Source organism: Streptomyces sp. NPDC088124 (assembly GCF_040685895.1).
In the GTDB taxonomy this organism is placed as follows: domain Bacteria; phylum Actinomycetota; class Actinomycetes; order Streptomycetales; family Streptomycetaceae; genus Streptomyces.
On sequence record NZ_JBFBJB010000009.1, the window covers coordinates 99,687 to 120,863 of the forward strand.

16 protein-coding genes and 2 pseudogenes are annotated in these 21,177 nt (G+C 69.9%); 10 read left to right on the top strand and 8 right to left on the bottom strand.

From position 1 onward, the window contains the following. Window positions 1–132: 132 nt before the first annotated feature. Window positions 133–519, top strand: coding sequence for a MerR family transcriptional regulator (locus AB0P17_RS09935; RefSeq protein WP_365809446.1), 387 nt, complete (start codon window positions 133–135; stop codon window positions 517–519). 27 nt (window positions 520–546) lie between these two features. On the opposite strand, the gene AB0P17_RS09940 is transcribed toward AB0P17_RS09935, so the two are convergent. After that, entirely contained in the window at window positions 547–1,473 is a 927-nt protein-coding gene (locus tag AB0P17_RS09940; RefSeq protein WP_365809294.1) for an NADP-dependent oxidoreductase, read from the bottom strand. 202 nt (window positions 1,474–1,675) lie between these two features. Beyond that, window positions 1,676–2,056 (bottom strand): Dabb family protein, encoded by a 381-nt coding sequence (locus AB0P17_RS09945; protein ID WP_365809296.1) that lies wholly within the window; start codon window positions 2,054–2,056, stop codon window positions 1,676–1,678. Window positions 2,057–2,394: 338 nt separating this feature from the next. Between AB0P17_RS09945 and AB0P17_RS09950 the strand changes: the two genes are divergently transcribed. Continuing rightward, window positions 2,395–5,094, top strand: coding sequence for a LuxR family transcriptional regulator (locus AB0P17_RS09950; protein WP_365809298.1), 2,700 nt, complete (start codon window positions 2,395–2,397; stop codon window positions 5,092–5,094). A gap of 169 nt (window positions 5,095–5,263) precedes the next feature. On the opposite strand, the gene AB0P17_RS09955 is transcribed toward AB0P17_RS09950, so the two are convergent. Beyond that, the gene (locus tag AB0P17_RS09955; RefSeq protein WP_365809300.1) at window positions 5,264–7,504 is read right to left on the bottom strand and encodes an MMPL family transporter; all 2,241 of its coding nucleotides are present in this window, start codon (window positions 7,502–7,504) and stop codon (window positions 5,264–5,266) included. 348 nt (window positions 7,505–7,852) lie between these two features. Here AB0P17_RS09955 and AB0P17_RS09960 point away from each other — a divergent pair, with 348 nt between their 5' ends. Both AB0P17_RS09960 and AB0P17_RS09965 read left to right on the top strand, forming a co-directional pair. Beyond that, window positions 7,853–8,320 carry a nuclear transport factor 2 family protein gene (locus tag AB0P17_RS09960; protein WP_365809302.1) on the top strand — a complete coding sequence of 156 codons (468 nt, stop codon included), beginning with the start codon at window positions 7,853–7,855 and terminating at the stop codon, window positions 8,318–8,320. Between the two features lie 166 nt (window positions 8,321–8,486). Then, window positions 8,487–11,609, top strand: a complete 3,123-nt coding sequence (locus AB0P17_RS09965) for a discoidin domain-containing protein (RefSeq protein ID WP_365809304.1) — start codon at window positions 8,487–8,489, stop codon at window positions 11,607–11,609. Between the two features lie 22 nt (window positions 11,610–11,631). Here the strand turns inward: AB0P17_RS09965 and AB0P17_RS09970 are convergent, their stop codons facing one another. From AB0P17_RS09970 to AB0P17_RS09985, 4 genes and pseudogenes are all read right to left on the bottom strand, one after another. Continuing rightward, window positions 11,632–12,162 (bottom strand): hypothetical protein, encoded by a 531-nt coding sequence (locus AB0P17_RS09970; RefSeq protein WP_365809448.1) that lies wholly within the window; start codon window positions 12,160–12,162, stop codon window positions 11,632–11,634. Window positions 12,163–12,180: 18 nt separating this feature from the next. Then, window positions 12,181–12,435, bottom strand: a pseudogene (locus AB0P17_RS09975) (hypothetical protein); the annotation flags it as partial. Continuing rightward, window positions 12,335–13,252: a DUF1593 domain-containing protein gene (locus tag AB0P17_RS09980; protein WP_365809306.1), complete on the bottom strand. Its 918-nt coding sequence runs from the start codon at window positions 13,250–13,252 to the stop codon at window positions 12,335–12,337. The gene AB0P17_RS09980 and the pseudogene AB0P17_RS09975, both read right to left, overlap by 101 nt. Window positions 13,253–13,440: 188 nt before the next feature. Next, window positions 13,441–14,407, bottom strand: a pseudogene (locus tag AB0P17_RS09985) (sugar-binding domain-containing protein). A gap of 246 nt (window positions 14,408–14,653) precedes the next feature. Between AB0P17_RS09985 and AB0P17_RS09990 the strand changes: the two are divergent. From AB0P17_RS09990 to AB0P17_RS10000, 3 genes are read left to right on the top strand one after another with little or no spacing between them, the layout of a single operon-like run. Beyond that, window positions 14,654–15,646: a hypothetical protein gene (locus tag AB0P17_RS09990; protein WP_365809308.1), complete on the top strand. Its 993-nt coding sequence runs from the start codon at window positions 14,654–14,656 to the stop codon at window positions 15,644–15,646. After that, window positions 15,646–15,888, top strand: a complete 243-nt coding sequence (locus tag AB0P17_RS09995) for a hypothetical protein (protein ID WP_365809310.1) — start codon at window positions 15,646–15,648, stop codon at window positions 15,886–15,888. The genes AB0P17_RS09990 and AB0P17_RS09995 overlap by 1 nt, the downstream gene beginning before the upstream one ends. Continuing rightward, the gene (locus AB0P17_RS10000; protein WP_306961360.1) at window positions 15,885–16,406 is read left to right on the top strand and encodes a hypothetical protein; all 522 of its coding nucleotides are present in this window, start codon (window positions 15,885–15,887) and stop codon (window positions 16,404–16,406) included. Before AB0P17_RS09995 ends, AB0P17_RS10000 begins: the two co-directional genes overlap by 4 nt. Before the next feature lie 53 nt (window positions 16,407–16,459). Here the strand turns inward: AB0P17_RS10000 and AB0P17_RS10005 are convergent, their stop codons facing one another. Beyond that, window positions 16,460–17,464 (bottom strand): LacI family DNA-binding transcriptional regulator, encoded by a 1,005-nt coding sequence (locus AB0P17_RS10005; protein ID WP_365809312.1) that lies wholly within the window; start codon window positions 17,462–17,464, stop codon window positions 16,460–16,462. A gap of 543 nt (window positions 17,465–18,007) precedes the next feature. Here AB0P17_RS10005 and AB0P17_RS10010 point away from each other — a divergent pair. The 3 genes from AB0P17_RS10010 to AB0P17_RS10020 are packed head-to-tail and all read left to right on the top strand — an operon-like array spanning window position 18,008 to window position 21,176. Further along, a complete protein-coding gene (locus AB0P17_RS10010) occupies window positions 18,008–19,327 on the top strand; it encodes an extracellular solute-binding protein (protein ID WP_365809314.1) in 1,320 nt (439 codons plus the stop codon). Further along, the gene (locus tag AB0P17_RS10015) at window positions 19,327–20,292 is read left to right on the top strand and encodes a sugar ABC transporter permease (protein ID WP_365809316.1); all 966 of its coding nucleotides are present in this window, start codon (window positions 19,327–19,329) and stop codon (window positions 20,290–20,292) included. The genes AB0P17_RS10010 and AB0P17_RS10015 overlap by 1 nt, the downstream gene beginning before the upstream one ends. Next, the gene (locus tag AB0P17_RS10020) at window positions 20,289–21,176 is read left to right on the top strand and encodes a carbohydrate ABC transporter permease (protein ID WP_365809318.1); all 888 of its coding nucleotides are present in this window, start codon (window positions 20,289–20,291) and stop codon (window positions 21,174–21,176) included. The genes AB0P17_RS10015 and AB0P17_RS10020 overlap by 4 nt, the downstream gene beginning before the upstream one ends. Window position 21,177: the final 1 nt, after the last annotated feature.

The following is a 21,177-nucleotide window of genomic DNA, read 5'->3' on the forward strand; positions in this document are numbered from 1 at the left end:
GGTGACAAAGAACAGGCAGGTCGACGAAGACGGCGTAGGTCATTTACGGGACGGCCCGTAAGCTGTGGCCATGCGGTACCGGCTGATGTGCGGGAGGGATGCGCTGTGAGCCCGATGTCTCCCCCTGCGACCATGCGGATCGGGGAACTGGCCCGGTTGACGGGGGCCAGCGCCCGGTCACTGCGGTACTACGAGGAGCAGGGCCTGATCCACAGCACACGGTCCGGCGGTGGGCAGCGGCACTACGCCGGGCCGGAGGTCGCGCGGGTCCATCTCATCCGGCGGCTGTTCGACGCGGGGCTGGGGAGCAGGGTGATCGCCCAGTTGCTGCCCTGTGTGGACAGCGGCGAGGCCGATGTCGCCGAGGAGGCGTTCGGCACGATGGTCAGGGAACGCGACCGTCTGACCGCCGACATCACCCGGCTCGTCGAGACCCGGGACTCTCTGGATGCCTTGATCGAGGCCAACACCCGGCACCGGCTCGGCGGGCCGGGGCGGCCCCCTTCCGGTGAGCGCTGAGGGCGGCAGTCTCCGCGCGGGGTGCGATCAGGGCCGCATGTCGATGACGAGTTTGCCCGCCGCGTGGCCCGACTCGACGAGCGCCAGCGCCTCTTCGGCCCGCGCCAGCGGATAGGTCCCCGTGATGTGGGGATCGAGCCGTCCGGCGGCCATCAGCTCCGCGACGCGCTCAAGGCCGCTCCGGTCGAGACGGCGGTGGACCGTCGCGCCGCCGAGCTCGGTGACCGACCGGTCCGCGGCGGAGATGAGCGCGTCCGGCTTCGCCGCCAGCGGGGCCACGCTCCGCATGGAGTCACCGCCGACCGTGTCGACCACGGCGTCGAAGCCGTCCGGGGCCTGCGCCCGGAGCCGGGCCACGACATCGCCCGCGGTGTAGTCGACGAAGGTCGCGCCGGTCGCCGTCGCGCGGTCCCGCTTGGCCGCGCTGCCGGTGCCGACCACGACCAGGCCGCGGTCCCGCGCGAGCTGGGCGAGGGGAACTCCGACGCCGCCTCCGATGCCGTTCACGAGCAGCGACGCCCCGGCGGGCAACGCGAGTTGGTCCAGGATGTCGAGCGCGGTGGTACCGGCGACGGGGATGGTCGCCGCCCAGGTCTCCGACAGCGTGTCGGGGATGCGGGCCGTGGACTCGGCGAGCAGCAGGGTCGTCCCCGCGTACGTGCCGGCTCCGGTCAAGGCGAATCCGGTGACCCGGTCGCCGACGGCCAGGCCGGTCACCTCGGCGCCCACCGCGAGGACGGTCCCGGCCGCCTCCATTCCCAGGACCTGCGGGAAGGGCACGTGGCCGTTCAACTCCTGGACGTATCCGGACCGGAGCAGATGATCGAGCGGGTTGACTCCCGCGGCCGCGACGCGGACGAGGACTTCGCGCGGTCCGGGCAACGGCTCGGGCCGGTCGAAGAACTCCTGGACGTCGGCGCCACCGAAGGTCCGGTACCCCAGGGCTGTGCTCATCATTGTTTCCTTTCTCACCGCCCTCGTCCGGCGTTCGTCGAGGACGCCGCAAAGCTAATCCTTGACATCAATGTCAGGTTCAAGTGGCGTGACGGACGTCACGCCCGACGCGCGGTCACCGTGACGCCGCGGAGGGCTCCGCCGCCCCGCCGCTCCCGGGGTCGGCGGAGCCCTCCGTGCGCCGCTCGTCACTTCCGGAGCACTACGACTGCCCGCCCACCAGCGCGGCCAGCGCGGGGTCGCTCTCGTACCGTCGCCGGTGCAGGTCGGCGATCTTCGCCCCCATCTCGGGGTCGTGGTCGTCGACGATGTCGTACGACTCGTACTTCTCGACCAGGGGCATACCGATCCGGTCGGTTTCCGCGTGCGCCGGATGCGTCAGATACGCCCAGTAGTTGTCGAGGTCCTCGATGACGAACACGCCGCCGCAGTCGAAATCGCCTCCGAAGTCGCGCCCGACGATGAACGACTTCACCGCCGGGATGACCCGGCCCTGGTTGCGCATGCTCTCCAGGGCCTCCCCGACCTGCTCCTCCGTCACGCCCGCCTTGGCCTTCAACCGGATGGTGTGGTAAATCATCATGTTCCCCTACATAGGTGGTGAAGTGCGTTTCCGCCGACACGGCGCGGAGCAGGAGCGCCGCACCAGGCCCGTGAACACGGCGAGCGCCCCGACGAGCGGTTCGCAGGGCCGATCAAGGTCATGAGCCGACTATGTGCCGGTCCGGTACCTCGTCACATCGGCATGAGTTGCCTATTCGACGGCGCCTGGTGAGCAGGTGCCGCCGCGCGGCGGCCTCGCCGAAACCGCGACGCGCCCGTTCCCGAGCCGCCCCGTCCGGCGAGCGCCCTCGGCTCCGGCCGGTCACCGCATCCAACGTCCGAATTCCGGTCGTACGCCGATAAGTTAAAGTTTTCAACATGTTGACGTCCTCACCTCGATCGGATCTGCTCCTCGGCAGATTCGACGAGAAACGCCACATGGACGAGTTGACCGGCGAGGCGGCCTCCGGCCGGGGTGGTGCGCTGGCCCTCAGAGGTGAGGCGGGCATCGGCAAGAGCGCGTTGCTGGCCCACGCGGCGGATACGGCGTCGGCGTTCCGCGTCATTCGCGCCTCGGGCTCGGAGTTCGAGCAGCATCTGCCGTACTCCGGACTGCATCAGCTGTGCGTGCCGATGCTGGAGCACCTGGACGCTCTGCCGCACCCGCGCCGCGATGACCTGCGGGCGGCCTTCGGTATGGCCGAGGGGGCGCCCGACTCGTTCCACATCGGCCTCGCCGCCTTGGGACTGCTGACAGCCGCGGCGCAGGAACGACCGCTGCTGTGCCTGATCGATGACGCGCAATGGCTGGACAGGGCGTCGTTACAGGTCATGCTCTTCCTGGGGCGCCGGATCACGACCGACCCGATCGCGATGCTGTTCGCGGCCCGGTCGGGGGACGGGGCACAGGAGCTCGATGAGCTGCCCGGGCTGGTCATCCGCGGGCTGAACGACAAGGACGCCAGAACTCTGCTGACGACGCGCAGCCCGTTCCCCCTGGACGACCAGGTGCGCGACCGGCTGATCGCGGAGGCCCAGGGCAGTCCGCTGGCGCTGCTCGAACTGCCGCGGGCCGGGGGCTTCGTGCAGCCCGCGATGTCCTCCGTACCGACCCGTATCGAGCATGGTTTCCAAGCCAGGCTGACCGGCCTGACCGCGGAGGCCCGGCTTCTGCTCACCGTCGCGGCCGCCGACCCGACCGGCGATCCCGGCCTGCTCTGGGCGGCCGCGCGCCACCTCGGCCTCGACCTGACCCCGTCCAGCGCGGAGGCGTCCACGACCGGGCTGGCCGAATTCGGCCACCGGATCCGTTTCTGCCACCCGCTCGCGCGGTCGGCGGTCTACCGAGCGGCCTCGGTCCATGAGCGCCGCGTGGCCCACGGCGCGCTGGCCGAAGCCACCGACCCGACGGGGGCGCCGGACCGGCAGGCCTGGCACCGCGCCCAGGCCGGCGCCGGCCCCGACGACGACATCGCCACCGCGTTGGAACAGTGCGCGTCACGGGCGCGGGCGCGTGGGGGCGTGGCCGCGGCGGCGGCGTTCCTCGAACGCTCGGTGGCACTGTCACTTGATCCCGAGCGCCGGGTCGAGCGGACTCTGGCGGCAGCGCAGGCCCACTTCGACGCCGGGACGACGGACGTGGCCGAACGGCTGCTCGCGACTCTGGCGACCGCCACGCTCGATGACCACCAGCAGGCCCGAGTCGATCTGCTGCGGGGCCGCACGGCGTTCACCCGGCGACACGACGATGCCGGCCCGATACTCATGACGCGCGCCGCGCAACGGCTGTCCGCCCTGCACCCGCAGCAGGCACGCGACTCCTTCCTGGACGCCCTGGAGATGAGCCTGGTCGTCGGCCGTGGCGGTGGCGTCATCCACAAGGTCGTGGCCGTGGCCCGTTCCGCGGCCCCGGCATCCGATTCCCCGGATCTGCTGGACGCGCTGATCGAGCTGGTCACCAACGGTTACCCGACCGCCGCTCCGCTCCTCCACCGGACCCTGCACGGCGAGCACGAGCCACTGTGGTTACGGCGGCCCGCCCTCGCGGCCATGATCGCCATCGAGCTGTGGGACCCGCGGACCCATACCGACATCGCCAACTGGCTGGTGAAGGACGGCCGTGAATCGGGTTCCCCGCTGATACTCAGGCTCGGCCTGGCCCAGCAGGCCATCGACGCCGTCATGACCGGCGACCTCGGGCAGGCGATCGCCGCCACGGCCGAGGAGGCCGCGATCGCCGACGCCGCCGGCGTTCCTCCCCTCACGTACCACCGCCTGCACCTGGCCGCACAGCGTGGCCGTCGCGAAGAGTTCGAGGAGCTTGCCCGGGAGGCACGGAACGCTCCGCACGGCACGGGACAGGTGACGAACCTGCACTCGACGACGGCCCTGCTCAACAACGGACTCGCCGACTACCCGGCCGCGCTGGCCGCCGCGCGCAGGGCCACCGAGCACGACGACATCTTCCTCACCGGATCGGCCCTGCCGGAACTCATCGAGGCAGCTGTCCACTGCGACGAGCACGCCGTCGCGACGCAGGCGCTGGCATCGCTGACGGAGCGTACCGAGGCCGGCGGAACCAGCGTCGGCCGAGGGATCGCCGCCTACGCGCGAGGGCTCGTGACCGGCGTCGAGCACCACTTCCAGGAGTCCGTCGAGCTCCTCACCAAGGACGGTCTGGCTCCCTACCTGGGCCGGGCACACCTGCTGTACGGAGAGTGGCTGCGCCGTGAGGGCCGCCGCCGCGACGGCCGCCTGCACCTGCGCACCGCCCACGAGTTGCTCTCCAAGGCCGGGAACGAGGGCTTCGCCCAACGAGCCGCCAACGAGCTGCGCGCCACCGGCGAAAGGGTCCGCCCCCGTTCCGAGCAGCCCTACGAGAAGCTCACCATGCAGGAAGTCGCCGTCGCCCGCCTCGTCGCCTCCGGTGCCACCTCCCACGAGGTGGCGGGCCAGCTCTTCATCAGCAAACGCACCGTCGACGCCCACCTGCGCAACATCTTCCGCAAGCTCGGCCTGACGTCACGACGCCAGCTCAAGGACCACCCCGAGCTGCTCACCCACGAACGGTTCACGTAGGGCCTCTCGTTTGGATCACGCTGGGCTCGCGCCTGATCCAAACCAAAGCCCCTGGGCCTCGCGGCCATGCGTCGTGTGCGGCAACGACGGACCCGGCCCGCACCACCGCGCTGGACGCACGGCGGCGGGCCGGGGACGGTTTCCGTTGTTCAGCGTGTCGCGCTCGTCGTCAGACCCTGGTCGACTTCTCCATGTGTGCCGGAGCCACGGCGACAGGTCCGGGTGCGGACACCGGCTCGGGGCCGCTTTCGCTGAGGCCGTACCGCATGTGGAGCCTGCGCAGGAAGCCGGGCGCGTACCAGGCCGTCTTCCCGAGCAGGCGCATCGCGGCGGGGACGAGGACGCCGCGCACGGCGAGGGCGTCGAGGAGGACGGCCAGTCCGCTGCCGAGACCGAACATCTGCATGAAGCTGATCTTGGCGGTGCCGAAGGCGAAGAAGCTCACCGCGAGCAGGAAGGCAGCCGCGCTGACGATGCGCCCGGTGTGGCCGAGTCCGTTGACCACGGCGGTCTCGTTGTCGGCCCCGTGGTCGTGGAGCTCCTTGATCCTGCTGGTGACGAAGACCTCGTAGTCCATCGACAGGCCGAAGGCTATGCAGAACATCAGCACCGTCATGGACACCTCCATCGGCTGCGCGGTGAAGCCGAGCGGCGAGGAGAGGTTGCCGTCCTGGAAGATCCAGGTCATCACGCCGAGGGTGGCTCCCAGGCTGATCAGGTTGAGGAGCAGTGCGCGCAGCGGCTGCACGACGCTGCCGGTGAACAGGAAGAGCAGCAGGAAGGTGGTGAGGACGACCAGGGACGCGGCCAGGGGGAGCCGATCGGCAATGGAGTCCTTGGCGTCGACGAGTACCGCGTCCGTTCCCCCGACCAGGGGCTGGACCCCGGGGGGCGGGGTGACCGCGCGCACCCGCTCGACCAGGTCCTGGGCCGCGTCCGACTTGGGTGTCAGTCCGCTCACCACACTGATCCGCTGTGCGTCGGGCCGGCCGAGGGCGGAGTTGGCCGGGCCGGCCGCCGCGGCCTCTCCGCTGGTGTAGGTGCCCGTGCTGCTCTCGACCCGCACGACACCCGCGAGCTCGGACAGCCGGCCCGCGTACGACGCCAGCGGGGCCTTGTCCACGGACCGGTCGATGGCGATCTGGAGGGCCGAGTCCTCACTGCTCGCGAACTTCTCCCGCAGCACCTGCGAGACCTGGCGGCTCGCGGCGTCCTCGGGCAGCACGCGTTCGTCGGGCGTGCCGAAGGTGATGCCCAGCAGCGGGCTCGCCGCGAACAGCAGCACGGCGAGGACGGGCAGCGCGGTGAGCGCGGGGCGCCGCATGACCGTACGGGCGAGCCGTCCCCACATCGGCTCCCGGGTGGCGGAGCGGGCCTGCTTCGCCCACGGCAGTCGCCCGCTGTTGACCCGGTGCCCCAGGACCTTCAGCAGGGCGGGCATCACGAACAGGGTGCTGAGGGCGGCGATGACCACGACACCGACACCGGCGAAGCCGAACGAACGCAGGAAGTACTGCGGGAACACGAGCAGCGCCGCCAGGGCGGCCGCGACCGTCGCGGCGGAGAAGGCGACGGTGCGCCCGGCGGTGTGCACCGTCCGCCGGACGGCGTCGTCCACGCTCGCCCCGGCCGCGATCTGCTCCCGGAAGCGGCTGACCATCAGAAGGGCGTAGTCGATGCCCAGTCCGAGGCCCAGCGCGGTGGTGAGGTTGGTCGCGGTGTCGCCGACATCGGTGACGTTGCCGAGTACGAAGAGCAGGGCGAACGAGCCCATGATGGCGATGACCGCGATGACCAGCGGCAGCAGGGCCGCGACGACGCTGCCGAAGACGAACAGGAGCAGTACGAGGGTGAGGGGTACGGCGATCACTTCGGCGAGGACCAGATCGTCGACCACCTGGCCGGACAGGTCGGCGCCCACGGCCGCGCCTCCTCCGGCCTGGACCGTGAGGGTGCCCTGATAGGTACCGGTGTAGGCGTCGAGGATCTCCTTGACGTTGTCCTGCAGCTGCGTGGCGTCGCCTTTCACCCGGGCGAGCACCACGGCTTCACGGCCGTCCTCGGAGCGGAGGTCGGGGCTGTTCGTCTCCCAGTACGAGACGATGTTGGTGAGCTCCTTCTCCTTCTTGAGGTCGCCCACCAGGGCTCGTCCGATCCTGCCGGAGGCGGGGGTGTCGATGCGGCCGTCGGACGAGCTGACCAGCAGGACCAGATTCGCCTCTCCGCCGAACTTCTCGTCGATGACCCCTGCCGCTCGGCTGGACGCGGAGGCGGGGTCGTCGAATCCGCCCCCCTTCAACTTGTCGAAGGCGCCCGCACCCAGCCCACTCATGAGAGCCAAGGCCACGACAGCGACGATCAGCACCAGCCGAGACCGGCGAATCGCCAGTTCGGCTATACGTTCGAACACGGATGATCTCCTTCAATGCTTTCTGCGATAGGCGAGGAGCGTCAGCCGGACAGGAACCGGCTTCACGCGCCGCAGAGCCCCTTCACCCCGTCAGAGAGGGTGCGGTGCCGCGCTCTTCGTCGCCGGGAACGACGCTAGTGAGACAGGCAGCACTTGAGCAGTAGGAGATTTACCTGACACTGTGAGGGGAATCTGACCCGTCGCGGTTTCTGACGCCTCGTCGGGCCGGCGGCCCGGCCCGGTCCACACGACAGGCCCCGGGAGTCGCCTTCCACGGAGCGGCGGTCCGGCGGCGGGTGGGTGCGGTGGACCCTGGCTGAGCCTCGCACACGGTCCTAGTTTCGAGTCATGAGACACGAACAGGTAATCGCCGACCTGCACTGCCGATGGGTGTTCGGATGGGAGCGCGACGAGGGGGACGCGCCGTTCGACTTCCGGCGCACCTTCGGCGGGTTCTACGACTTCGGCTCCCCCGACGTCCGCCTCTACGACGACTTCGACCCCGCGCAGCGCGTGGCGACGACAGCCGCCGGATACGGCTCCATCTGGGAGCCCAACTTCCACCGGATGATTTCCGCGCATCATGCCGTCGACGACGGCCCCCATGTCATCGCGAGCCACGAACTGGCCGCGTCCGCCCTGACCTTCGTCGCGCGGATCACCACGCCCGACGCCACCACGGACATACGCACCACGACCTCGCTGGTCTGGCACCGGACGGCTGACGGCTGGCGGATCGTCCGTGAACACAACTCGTCCAAGGTGCTGCCCGCGGGGGATCTCGACGGCGTGCTGCCGGTGCGCAAGGCCTCATGACCCCGCGCACCGGCCCGGGCTCCCGCCCGGAGCCGGTGCGGCGGCCCGGAGGCGCCGGCGAACCCGTTGGATTACCGACGTCACACCCGTTGACGCGCACGCCGGGACCGCCGAAGAATGTGCGACACACCTTTGACAACGTTGTCTACCTGCCGAGGTCCGCTCCGTGTCGCATCCCCTGCCCCTCGACCGCCGCCGCTTCCTGCACCTCGCCGGGCTCACGGGCGCGCTGGCCGCCCTGCCTCCGCTCGGCGCCTCCGCGAGTCCCCGCGCGGCGGAGGGCCGCGCGGACACACCCCCCGACGCCGTCGCGGCCACCTATCTGCGGGTGCTCCTGGACCACACCCGGTGGTCCGAGACCCAGTGGGACGAGGCCCAGGGCCACTACCGGGCCAAGGACTTCGGGTTCGCCGTGGTCCTCGGCAACGCGGTCCTGCTCACCCACGGCACCTACGACGCGGAGCGCGCGGGAACGGACCCGGAGACCCTCAAGCGGCGCACACTCGCCACGATCCGCCACTTCGCCGCGTCCAACCGGCTCACCGGCGGCGACGAGTGGGGCCGCACACTGTTCTTCGACACCACGTTCCAGTCGTACTTCATTCTCGCCGCCCGGCTTCTGTGGCAGGACCTCGACGCCGCGACACGGAGTTACGTCGACACCATCATCCGTGAACAGGCCGCCTACTGCGCGTCGTTGGGCAGCGGCGACGACCCCGCCTCGGGCAGCTGGACGCCCAACGGGCTGCTCGGGGGACACGTCGGCGACACCAAGCTGGAGGAGATGGGCCTGTACGCGCAGACCCTCGCACCGGCGCTCGCGTGGGCCCACGACGACCACCGCGCCGCCGACTGGGCCGCGTGGTACGGCATCTGGTCGCGCAACGAGGCGGGGCTGCCGCCCGCCGACCTCGCCAACCCGGCCCGCGTGGACGGCGTCGCCGTGTCCGAGAACACCGCCCGCAATCTGTACGACACCTTCATCGTCGAGAACCACGGCTCCTTCGGCCCGCACTACCAGGAGGAGTTGTGGCGCACCTCCGGCCGTAACGCCGCGCACTTCCTCGCGGCGGGACGCCCCCTGCCACAGGTCCTCGTGCGGCAGCCGAACGCCCAGCCGCTGTGGCGCACACTGCTGGGTGTCATGAGCGACGCGGGCGAGCCGCTGATGCCGATGGTCGACGACCGCGAGCACCTCTACGGCCGGGATGTCATCCCGCTCGCCTTCCTCTCCCAGGTGATGCGCGACCCGGCCGCGGCGCGCGCGGAGCAGGAGTTGGCGTCGCGGCTGGAGGCCTACCAGCAGTACCCGCCCGCGCACCGGATGGTGAAGTTCTCGGGGGAGCCGAAGTACGAGCCGGAGGCACGTGCCGAGATAGCGATCAGCTATCTGCTGCACGTGTGGGCGGCGGCCGCCGGGCCCGTGCCGGCCCTGTCGCGCGAGGAACTGTTCGCGCGGGCCTCCGGCGTCACGGACTTCGGGAGCGGCCCGGGGCTGGTGTCGCACCAGTCGCGTGGGGCGTGGGCCGGTGCGGTGACCAAGCCGGGGTTCGTGAAATTCGCCTGGCAGCCGGGGCACGACGACTGGCTGTTCCGGCTCGGCGGCGCGACCCCGATGTTCCTGCCCGCCACCGGTGCCCGGGTCCAGGGCCGTACCGTGCGCGTATACGAGTCTCTGCGCGACGGCTTCGACGCCGGTGCGACGCTGCTGCGTCTTGACGGGGGCTGGGCCGGGTTCGCGACGCTGCCGACGGGCGCCGTCGTCTACGCGAGCAGCGGCACCGCCGACGCGGAGGGCCGCCTCGACGTGCACAACCTCACGATGCCCGGCATGCCGGGGCTCGACGGCGCGCGCACGTACCGCTTCGAGGAGGGCGAGGCGACGGTCCGGGCCCGCGACACCTCCCCCGGCACACCCGCGGGGCGGGTCGACGACCTCGGCTTCACGCCCACGACGGTGCGCCATGTCCGTATGCTCGGGGCCCGGCCGGACCCGTCCTACGGGTACTCCCTGTACGCCGTCGAGGTGCGCGAGGGCCCCCAGGGCGAGGACCTCGCGCGCGGCGGATCCGCCACCGCCTCGTCGGCCGACGCCGGGAGGGGCGCACCCCTCGCGGTGGACGGCGACCCGACCACCCGCTGGGCGGTGTCGAGGGCCGAACGTCCGCGCGCCGACAGCTGGCTGGCCGTCGACCTCGGTGCCGAGCGCCGGATCGGCCACGTCACCCTGCGCTGGGAGTCGACGGCCGGCCGCGCCTACCGCGTCCAGGGTTCCACGGACGGCCGGGACTGGCAGGACCTGGTGACCGGGCCGAGGCCGGCGGTGAGCAGCCGCGGCGGCTGGCTCGACGTCGACGGGCGTGCGGGGCTCGTGGTGCGTGCGGGCCGGAACCCGATCGGCGTCTACGACGACAGGATCGTCCTCGGCGACGGCCCGGCGGCACCTCTCCTCGTCGAGGGCTTCCCCGGCTCCCCGGCCGGGGAGCTGCGTACGACAGCCCGGCGCCCCGGGCCCTCGGCGGAGGCCGCCGAGGTACGCACGACGCTGACGGACGGGTACCTGACCCTGTTCAACCTCTCCGGCGAGTCCGTCAGGACGAGGGTCGCGATCCCGCGCACCGGCACGGAGACGGTGGTCTTCGAGGGCACGCAGCGGCTGACCGCCGACGGCACCTCTTTCGAGGCCGCGCTGCCCGCCGCCTCGGCGGTCGTGCTGGCCCCGCGCTTCACGCTCACCCCCCTCACGGGCGGGCAACTGCCGTCGGGCCTGCGGGTCCAGGTCGTCGACGGTGCCACCGTGCGCCTGTCCGGGGCCAGTTGCGCCCTGCGCGTCCAGGCCCAGGGGCGCGGAAAGACCGCAGTCGTGACCGCGGGCCGGACGGTCACCGTGGTCCTGGACGGCGCGACCGCCTACCCGCACGACGACCTGGCCCTCGGCAGGACGGTCTTCCCCACGAACCCGCTGCCGGAGGGCATGTCCGACCCCGCGGCGGCGGTGGACGGCAACGCCCGCACCGCGTGGCAGCCGGGCACGCGCGGCCGCATGGTGGTGGACCTCGGCGCCGACCTTCCGGTCGGTCTGGTGGAGACCGAGTGGACGGCCAGTGCCGTGCCGGGAGCGAAGGTGGGCCTGAGCACGGACGGCATCACCTACCGGACCGCCGGGCCCCTCACCGGGCGGGGTCGCCTCCGCCGGCTGACCGTCTCCGGGACGGCCCGCTATGTCGGTGTCGAGGTCGAGGGGGCGCGTGCGCCGGTGTCACACCTGCGGCGCCTGACGGTGCGCTGACGCCCGCCCCCTCCTGACCGCGTCAGACGATGGTGATGACGACCCGCTGGTAGCTGGTGAGGGCCGGCGTGCCGTTGTCCTTGGCTTCGAGGATGAGGTGGATGGTCTGGCCGGGCCGGGCATCCGCGGGAACCTTCACGTGTACGGTGCCGTTGCCCTTGCGCCGGATGTCGACGGTGCCGGGATACGTTCCGGCTTCCCGGTACTGCCACCAATCGAGTGTGACGGTGTCGCCGTCGGGGTCGGTGACCCGGGAGGTGAGTTCGACGGGCCGGCCCGCGCGGCGGTCGATGTCCAGGCCTTGGTTGATGCGCGCGCGGGGAGCGTGGTTGGCGTCCGCGTAACTGCTGACACTCCACCGGAGGCGCGCGGCGAAGTCGTTCTGGATGGCGGAGAACCAGCGCGCGGCCGCGTAGTCACGCGGCTTGGCGCCGGTCTCGTCGGCGTCCTGTGCGTCCCGGTTGGACCACCGGTGGGGGTCGTCGGGGGCGACGGCCTGCCGGCCGCCCCAGCCGCCCCAGCCGCCCCAGCCGGGATGCTCGTAGCTGCGCAGTCCGTTGCCGACGAGGAGGGCGAAGTTGGAGGAGTCGCCCTCCGATATCCACGATCCCTTGGGCCGCGGTGGCGTCCAGACCAGGTACCCCATCGCTTTCAGTTCCTCGGCCGTGTATCCGGACAGGCCGAAGTAGTCCTCGTCGTCGAAGCCGGCCGCCATCTGCTTGCCGTCACCCCAGACGCGGTACGAGGCGCCGATCGGTCCCACGCCGGAAACGTTGGTCCCGGTCCACCCGGCGGAGTGGTAGAACGCGCCCTCGGGGCGGACGACACCGCGGGAACCGTACCCCCACACGGAGGTGGCCACTTCCCGGTTCTGGATGTCGGGCCAGTCGGGGTTTGATGTAGTCGTCGAACGTGGCGTCCTGCTGGCCGAAGCTGGTGATGACCGCCTTGTTCACGACCTTCTTGTAGACGGCGCGCCACCGAGGAGTGCCCTGGTACTCGTCCTGGATCGACCGGAGGGCCCTGGCGATGGTGTTGGGCCCGCCCCAGGCCTGCAGGAACACCTGCCCCGGCTTGTCGTCCAGCAGGACCTTCCTGATCAGGTCGGAGCCTTCCGTGTCCGCGGCCATGTCGCCCTCGTCGGTGACATTGCCCATCGCGATCAGCGACCGCAGGCGGGAGGGCGCGGGATAGCGCGGGTCGTGCCGGACGAGGTTCGGGTAGGCCCGGGCGTAGGCGTCGACGGCCTCGGCGATGTGCAGCCGGGCCCCGGGGGCGGGCCAGCGATGTGCCTCCAGGCCCCGGCTCGGGTCGCCCCGGTAGTGGTGCTGGCTGGAGGAGTAGACGAGGCCGGCGATGTTGATCTCGTTGCTGTACAGCAGCATGCGCAGCATCGAGTTGAGGTCGTCCAGCTCCGGGTCGGTCGTGACGATCGTACGGGGCGCGGCCGACGGCGCGGTGGCATGGCTGCCGGTTCGCACCTGCCGGTCCCGGTCCCCCGCCGATGAGCCGGCGCCCGCCGCCGCGCCGGTCTGGGTGAGCGACAGTGTGAGGCCGAGGGCCGCCGTGCTCACGACGAGCGCGCGGGTGAGGTGGGAGAACGCGGGAGATCGTGGGGCGCTGATCGGGGCGCGGGGTTCCATCGGAGACCTCCATGTGTAGGGCTCTGCTGATGCGTTGGGGAAGCGCTTCGGCCGTACGGGCGCACCGCTGGAAGCCGCCCCGTACCGCTACGGAGCCGCCGAGGGGCGGATGGGCCGAAGGGCGGATGTGCCGAGGGGACGGAGGTGCCGAAGCCGACCTCCGGCCGTGTGGACGCGTCGTACCGCGGTCAGCCGCTCAACAGTTCTCGGGCGACATCGACATCGGTGACCAGGATGTTGATCCACCTGCCTCGCACCGCGCCCCGGATCGCTGCCACCTTGTCCATTCCCGGCTACCGCGATACGGCGTTCCACGGCGCGCAGCTGATCCGGATCGATGCCGATGAGGCGGTCGTTGAAAGGCGCACCGACGGAGTTCCCGTCGGCGTCGAAGTACCGGGCGCAGACGTCGCCCACCGCTCCGAGTTTCTTCAGTGCCCGCTGGTCCTGGGAGGTGATGGCGTTGCCCGAGCGTCGCAGCAGCGGAGAGGGGTCGAGGCTGCCGATGCCGAGGAGCGCCAGTGTGAGACGTGACCATGCCTGCATGACACCCACCATGGCCGGCTCCTGCGCCAGCAGGACCCGCAGTTCCCTGCTGCCGACCAGGGCGGCCGAGGAGGCGAACACCGGTCGGGCGCCGGTGAGTTCCGCCAGCCGGCTCGTCAGCCGGGTGGCGTGCAGCTGTACTTCCGGGCTGCCGGAGCCGCCGACGATCTGGACCACCTCGTGTGCCACGGACGACGTCTTGGCCCGCATGACCTTCACGGATTCGAGGAGAGTGGCGCTCCAGGAGGAGACACCGATGACCTCTCCTCCCTTGAGCGTCGCGTCGAGATAGGTGGCGGTGGCCGCGGCGAGCGCGGGGATGACGTCCGCCCCCGAGCCCTCCACCTCGACCACGACGGCGTCGCGCAGGCCGTACCGTTCGACGAGGGCTTCCTCCAGCTCGGCGTGTACGCCTTCGGGTGACACCACGACGGTGCGGACCACTCCCCTGTCGACCGCCTCCTTGAGCAGACGGGAGACACGCGGCTGCGACATGTTGAGATGTGCCGCGATCTCGGGCTGCCGCACTCCGCGCTCGTGATACATGCGGGCTACTTTGATCAGCAGCCGCATATGGTCAGGGCTGGGAGTGGACGCTGCCGCCACCATGTCTCCATCCTTGTCATCCCTGGCGGCCGGGCGCCAGGGCCTGTTACCGCTGCGGAACAGCCTGTCTCCGGGGCTCGGCCGGGACCGGCCGCGGTACCCACGTCGCCGGTGTCAGAGCTTGGCGAAGACGCCGTACTCGGCGGCGTTCTTCTCGGTGATCAGTTCACAGTCGATGGACTGCTTCTCGGGCTGTCCGGTCTTGCCCGTCCTCACGTACGTGTCCGCCTGCTCGACCGGGGTCTGTTCATGATCTGGCTGAAGTACACCCCGGCGCCCCGGGACGGGGTGGTGCCAGTGGTGCGGTCGGGGCCGGGTGCCGTCCCGGTGCGGGGTGAGCGCCGCATCAACCGGGTGCTCATCGCGGTGCGAGGCCTGCTGTCGCACGCGGTGTCGGTCCGGGAGGCACCGAGGTCGGTGCTCGGGCAGATCTACGAGCTCGCCGACAGCCGGGACCTCCCGGCGGAAGCCCAAGGCGAGGACGGCAGCCTGTTCTACCGGTTGCGTCCGGTGCACTCGCTTCGTGAGCCGGAGACGCAGGTGGACCGGGCGGAGGACGCTGAGCTGGTGGCTATGTTCGCCGCCTGCCGGAGCGCGCGGGACCGGCTTGTCGTCCTGCTGGTCGGCAGGGTCGACCAAACCCGCCTGCGGCTCCTGCCGCGCCCCAAGACCAACCCGGAGGGCACCAAACCTCTCGTGGACATCTCCACCCACCACCGGGCCTGGGTGAACTCCCTGCCCGACCTCCTCGTGCCCGTCGTCGTCGCCGACGGGAACACCCGCATCCCGCGGCTGGTGCCGTTCGACAAGACCCGCATCTTCCCCTACGCCTACCGCCACTGCTATGCCCAGCGGCACGCCGACGCCGGCGTCCCCGTCGACGTCCTCAAGGAGCTGATGGACCACCGGCTGGTCCACACCACCATGGGCTACTACCGCGTCGGCGAGGAACGTCGACGCGAAGCCGTCGACCGGGCACCGCCCTGCAGTTCGACCGGCACGGCAACCGGGTCTGGCGCACCGCGAAGAGCCTGCTCGACTCCGAACACGTCCGCCGCGCGATCGGCGAGGTTGCCGTCCCCTACGGCGGGTGCCGTGAGCCCTCCAACGTCGCGGCCGGCGGCCACGCCTGCCCGCTCCGCTTCCGCTGCCTGGGTTGCGAGCCCTTCTCCACCGACGTCTCCTACCTCCCCGACCTCCAGGCCCACCTCGCCGATCTGCTCCGCAGCCGCGAACGTCTGATGTCCGCGTTCGAAGCCGACGACTGGGCCCGGACCCAGGCCATGCCCTCACAGGAAGAGATCCGCCGGGTGCGCCGCCTGATCGAACGCGTCCAGACCGACCTCGAAGACCTCACCCCCGAGGACCGCGCCCAGATCGAGCAGGCCGTCACCCTCGTCCGCCGCAGCCGCACCGTCACGCTCGGCATGCCCCGTGTGCGCCAGCCCGTTCCCGACGTCCGCCCGACAAGGATGCCGAAGTGACCTCTGCGATGAGCAACGGCCGCGAGGCTGGCACCGAACGGCGCCGCAGCCGCGTCCAGGAAGCCATCACGACCGCCGCGCGCCACGGCACACCGCTGACCGCATCGGCCATCGCCCGTGCAGCACAGGTCGACCGCACCTTCCTCTACCGCCACCGCGACCTTTTGGAGCTCCTCCACGCGGCCGGTCTTCGGTCGGCCGGTGAGATGCCAGAACCAGGGACCGCCACCGGGGCATCGCTGCAGGCGGACCTGGCCAATGCCAATGCCCGCGCTGCCCGTCTATCCGCAAGGGTCCAGCAATTGGAGACGCTCCTCTCCCGGCACCTCGGGAACCAGGCGTGGCACGAGTCGGGTCTGGGCAGCCCGGCCTGCACCGAGGAACTCCAGCAGACGATCACCAAGCTTGAACAGGGCACCGCCGACTTGACCACCGCCCTGGAGGAGCGAGAGGCCGAACTCAAGGCCGCCCGCGAGGCCAACCGCCAGCTGACGAGAGCCTTGAACCAGCGCGAATGACCGTCCGCGCGCGTTGAGACGGCAGCGCACTGCAGCGAAGCCTGGCTGGGGACTCATAGGGGCACGGTGCTTTCCCGGACCACGAGGGTTGGCCGGAGCAGGACCTGTTCGGCCTTGGCGTCTGGGTCCTTGAGCCGGTCGAGGAGGAGGCGCATGGTGTGTCGTGCGACCAGTTCCAGTGGCTGGGCGAGGCTGGTCAATCCCGGGTCGACAAAGTGTGCGCCGACGCTGTCGTCGAATCCCACGACGCCGACGTCACGGCCGGCGGCCAGTCCTCGCTCCCGGCACGCTCGAAGCGCACCGATCGCGATGGTGTCGCTGACGCACACGAAGCCTGTTGGTGGCGTCTTCCTGTCGAGGAGTCGGCCGGCGAGCTCCCGCCCCGTGCTGATCTCGTCGGGCCCGCAGACCGCGAGATCACGGGTCGAGAAGCCATGTGAACGCATGGCCCGGCGCCAGCCGGACTCCCGGTCGCCCCCGAACCCGTTGCGCCCGTCCCAGCCCACGTAGGCAATGCGCCGGTGACCGCGTTCGGCGAGATGGTCCACGGCCTGCTCCATACCGGCGGCCCCGTCGACGTCGACCCACCACGTGTCCGACATGGGATGACCCCAGGGGCGCCCGAACGAGACGAAGGGAATGCCGCGTTCACGCAGGAAGGCGATACGAGGGTCGTGATCCTGGGTGGAAGTGATCACGAAGCAGTCGACGGTGTTCGCGCTGAAGATCTCCTGGATGACCTGGATCTCTTCCTCGTCGGTGGCGGCGGGGTGGCAGAAGACCGCGTGGTCGGCTCGGTGTGCCGCTACCGAGAGTTCGTAGAGATAGCTCGCCCATACCCCGCCCGACTGACCTTCGGTGGTCGGCAACAGCCGAAAGCCCACGGCCCGCGGAGACTGCGTTCGCAGCGAACGCGCAGCCTGGTTGGGGCGGTAACCCAACTCGTCGACTGCTTTGAGGACCCGTCGCAACGTTGTTGGGCTGAGACGGTCCGGAGAGTTCAAGGCGTAGTGAACGGTCTGCTTGGAAACTCCCACCCGCGCCGCCACCATGGCCATGGTCGGCCTTGACGACCCGGACGTTCCCTCAGTGGCCGGTCTCTGACCGCGCTGCGGAACCGGTGGTTGATCGGTAAAACCCATCCGCTCATTCTGGTGGGCAGGAAGCGCGACGGTCAAGGATGTTCGACCGCCCGCCCGTATGGTCGCGCCGATCAGGGCCGCAGGATCGCTGCGGGCTGTCGGCATGCGTCCCCCGGGGTGTGTCATGCGTACGCCTCTCGCCGCAGAGAACACCAGTGACCTGGTGGAAGATCCGCGACGTGGTCAGGGGGCGTGCCGGGCCCCTCCCGATGACGCCCCAGTGCGGGCGGCGCTGCGACGGTCACCGTCACGTTCATGCAGACCTCTTGACTTGCTGCGGCAAACGACCCTACGGTCCCAGTTTTATCGGTAACACAGAAGTTATATCGATGACACCGAGGGCCCGCGAACCTGCGCCCACAAGCTCGACCAGGCGCCGTGACGCGGCGAAACGATCAAGGGCTGCTCTACGGCGACGTACCGTCAGCGGAAGGGACGACTGTGTTCAGAAGCAGGAATGTGATCAAGGAGGCGGCTGCCACCACGGCTGTGGACCGCCGCAGCATCCTCAAGGCGGGCATGTTCGCCGGTCTCGGTCTGGCCGCCGCGCCCGCGCTTGCGGCATGCGGCGGCGGCTCCGCGGGGAGTGGGCCTGGACTGAAGTGGGCGGGTTGGGACGGGCCGCCCCAGTCGGAAGTGTTCCGTCGGTTCTCCGAGAAGATGACCGAGAAGCTGGGCGTGAAGGTCACTTACCAACAGGTCGTGGGTGACTACCTCTCCAAGCTGCTGCCGCAACTGTCGGCCGGCGCCGCTCCCGACGCCTTCTACGTCGGTGACATCTACATGGCCAAGCTGATCGAAACCAAGCAGGTGCTCGACCTCACCGACTACCTGGACAGTGGTGACGCCGCGGTCAAGCTCGATGACTTCCACGAGGGGCTGTACCGGTGGTGCAGGCCTGCGGACGGTAGCCCCGGGCTGTTCGGGCTGCCGGTGGACTGCAGTCCGCTGGTGTTCTGGTTCAACAAGGACCTCCTGGCCGAGGCGGGCGTCAGCACCGACCCGGCCGCCCAGTTCGAGGCGGGCACCTGGACCCAGGACACGCTCACCGACCTGCTCGACAAGATCCGCGCCACCAAGAAGAGGGGTCTGTTGCTCAATGGCAGCAACTGGTTCGACTGGTTCGGCTGGATGTCCACCTTCGGTGGGACGCTCTTCGACGAGTCCGGTAAGGCGGTGTTCGACGCCGACCCCAAGTCCCAGGAGGCGCTGGCGTGGCTGTTCGAGCAGTTGAAGTCGGGAAACATCACCTACTCCGGCGCCCTCCCGCAGGGACAGGGCGGTGACGTACTGTTCTACGCCGGCCAGCTGGCCTGCCTCACTTACAGCCGCGTCATCCTGCCGAACGTCAGGAAGGTCAAGTTCGGCTTCGATATCGCCCCCTTGCCCTCCCTGTCCGGCAAGGACGTCATGCCGGTACCGGTCAACACGGCGGCGCTGTCGGTCAACGCCAAGTCCAAGAACCAGGCCAAGGCGCTGGAGTTCCTCGGCAACTTCCTGAACGCCGAGGGGCAGAGGTTCCGCCTGTCCGACGGCGGCAACGCGGTGCCGTCGATCAAGGGACTGGACGACGTCGTCACCGAGGGCAACGTGCCCGCGCACGGCAAGCTGTTCAACGACGTCGCGGCCAAGGGCTACGCCGTCCCCAGCGCGATCGCCGGCAACGCGAAGGCCGCCCAAGAGCTCCCGGTGCTGGTGGACAAGATGCTCAAGGCGGGCAACGAGACGCCGCGTTCGTTCAGCGGCAAGGTGGTCAAGCTGATCAACGGGGGCGCCTGATGGCCATCAGCAGCACCGGTTCCCAGGCCCGGGCGCGGCTGACGTCCGCGGCCCCGGACGTCCACCCGGACCGCCGGAGTCGGCGTCGGCGTCGGCGAGGCGGGGACACGGCCGCGGGATACCTGTTCCTGGCGCCCCAGTTGCTGGGGCTGGTGGTGTTCATGGTCGGCCCGCTGCTGTTCGCCCTGGTGCTGGCGTTCTACCACTGGGACGGGTTCGGCACGCGATCCTTCGCCGGGCTGTCCAACTTCGCCGAGGTCGTGTCCTCCCCGCGCATCCAGCGCTCGGCGGTCAACACCGTCTGGTTCACGGTGTTGCAGGTGCCGGGACTGATGCTCTCGGGATTGTTCTTCGCCGTGCTGATGCAGCGGGCCGGCAAGCTGACCCCGGTGTACCGGCTGGCGTTCTTCGCCCCGGTGATCACCTCTTCGGTTGCGGTCGCGGCGATCTGGCTGTGGCTCTTCAACCCCAACATCAGCCCGGTCAACAACGCACTGCGCGAGATCGGGCTGCCCGCGCCGAACTGGCTGCAGGACGCCCGGTTCGTCATCCCGGCCTTCGCGATCGTCGGGATCTGGCAGGGCCTGGGCTACCAGCTGGTCATGTTCATGGCCGGGCTGCAGAGCATCGACCGCTCGTACCTGGAAGCCGCCTTGCTGGACGGCTGTTCGGAGTGGCAGAAGCTGCGACACGTCACCATCCCGCTGCTGTCCCCGACCATCCTGTTCCTCTCCATCACCTCGATCATCGGCTCGTTCCAGGTGTTCGACTACATCTACGTCTTCTTCGACGACAGGGCTCCGGACTCCGCCCGCACCATCGTCTACGAGGTGGTCCGGATCGCCTTCGGTGAGTTCAACTTCGGAGAGGCATCGGCTCTCGCCCTCCTCCTGTTCCTGGCCCTGCTCGTAGTCACCGGCTGCCAGCTCGCAGCCCAGAAGAAATGGGTGCACTACACAGAATGAGTACTTTCTCCGACACCCACAGCCGCGCGGTCACGACCGCCAAGGGCGCTTCCGGCTCCGGCCGGCCCGCCCGTCGCAAACTGCTGCTGCACGCGGTCCTCCTCGTCTGCGCCATCGGGATGGCTCTGCCGTTCGCCTGGATGCTGTTCTCCTCGTTCAAACCCTTGGGCGAGATCTTCATGCAGCCGCCCAAGCTCTTGCCCCAGGACTGGAACGAGCAGGGCTACCGCACCGCTCTGGGCGGGGCCGACTTTGTCCGCGGGTTCTGGAACAGCACCTACATCGCCCTGACGGTCACCGCGGTCTCCCTGCTCACCTCGGCGATGGCCGCCTACGCGTTCGCGCGGATCGACTTCTGGGGCCGCCGCCCGCTGTTCATGGTCTTCCTCGCGACCATGATGGTCCCCGGCCAGCTCACGATCATCCCGCTGTACATCATCATGGGCTGGCTGGGCTGGGTGGACACCCATGCCGCAATCATCGTGCCACCCGCACTGTTCAACGCCTTCGGCGTCTTCCTGCTACGCCAGTACATCAAAGGCATCCCCGTGGAGTTGGAGGAAGCCGCCCAGCTCGACGGCGCCGGCCGGGTCCGCAGGTTCGTGACGATCATCCTGCCGCTGCTGCGCACCCCTCTCACGGCGTTGGGGATCTTCACCTTCCTCGGCCAGTGGAACAACTTCTTCTTCCCGCTGATCTTCCTCAACAGCTCCGACAAGTTCACGCTGCCGCTGCTGGTCAACCAGTTCAAGGGCCAGTACGTCTCGGACTGGCCCGCGCTGATGGCCGCCACGACGTTGCTGGCTGCACCGATGCTGCTCGTGTTCGCGTTCGCGCAACGCCAGATCGTCGAAGGCATCGCCCTGTCCGGCTCCAAGTCCTGAG

Excerpts from the sequence above, each read along its gene's own strand:
- AB0P17_RS09935 (WP_365809446.1), top strand. The coding sequence starts at position 133 with ATGCGGATCGGGGAACTGGCCCGGTTGACGGGGGCCAGCGCCCGGTCA.
- AB0P17_RS09940 (WP_365809294.1), bottom strand. The coding sequence starts at position 1,473 with ATGAGCACAGCCCTGGGGTACCGGACCTTCGGTGGCGCCGACGTCCAG.
- AB0P17_RS09945 (WP_365809296.1), bottom strand. The coding sequence starts at position 2,056 with ATGATGATTTACCACACCATCCGGTTGAAGGCCAAGGCGGGCGTGACG.
- AB0P17_RS09950 (WP_365809298.1), top strand. The coding sequence starts at position 2,395 with ATGTTGACGTCCTCACCTCGATCGGATCTGCTCCTCGGCAGATTCGAC.
- AB0P17_RS09960 (WP_365809302.1), top strand. The coding sequence starts at position 7,853 with ATGAGACACGAACAGGTAATCGCCGACCTGCACTGCCGATGGGTGTTC.
- AB0P17_RS09980 (WP_365809306.1), bottom strand. The coding sequence starts at position 13,252 with ATGGAACCCCGCGCCCCGATCAGCGCCCCACGATCTCCCGCGTTCTCC.
- AB0P17_RS09990 (WP_365809308.1), top strand. The coding sequence starts at position 14,654 with ATGATCTGGCTGAAGTACACCCCGGCGCCCCGGGACGGGGTGGTGCCA.
- AB0P17_RS09995 (WP_365809310.1), top strand. The coding sequence starts at position 15,646 with ATGTCCGCGTTCGAAGCCGACGACTGGGCCCGGACCCAGGCCATGCCC.
- AB0P17_RS10005 (WP_365809312.1), bottom strand. The coding sequence starts at position 17,464 with ATGGCCATGGTGGCGGCGCGGGTGGGAGTTTCCAAGCAGACCGTTCAC.
- AB0P17_RS10015 (WP_365809316.1), top strand. The coding sequence starts at position 19,327 with ATGGCCATCAGCAGCACCGGTTCCCAGGCCCGGGCGCGGCTGACGTCC.
- AB0P17_RS10020 (WP_365809318.1), top strand. The coding sequence starts at position 20,289 with ATGAGTACTTTCTCCGACACCCACAGCCGCGCGGTCACGACCGCCAAG.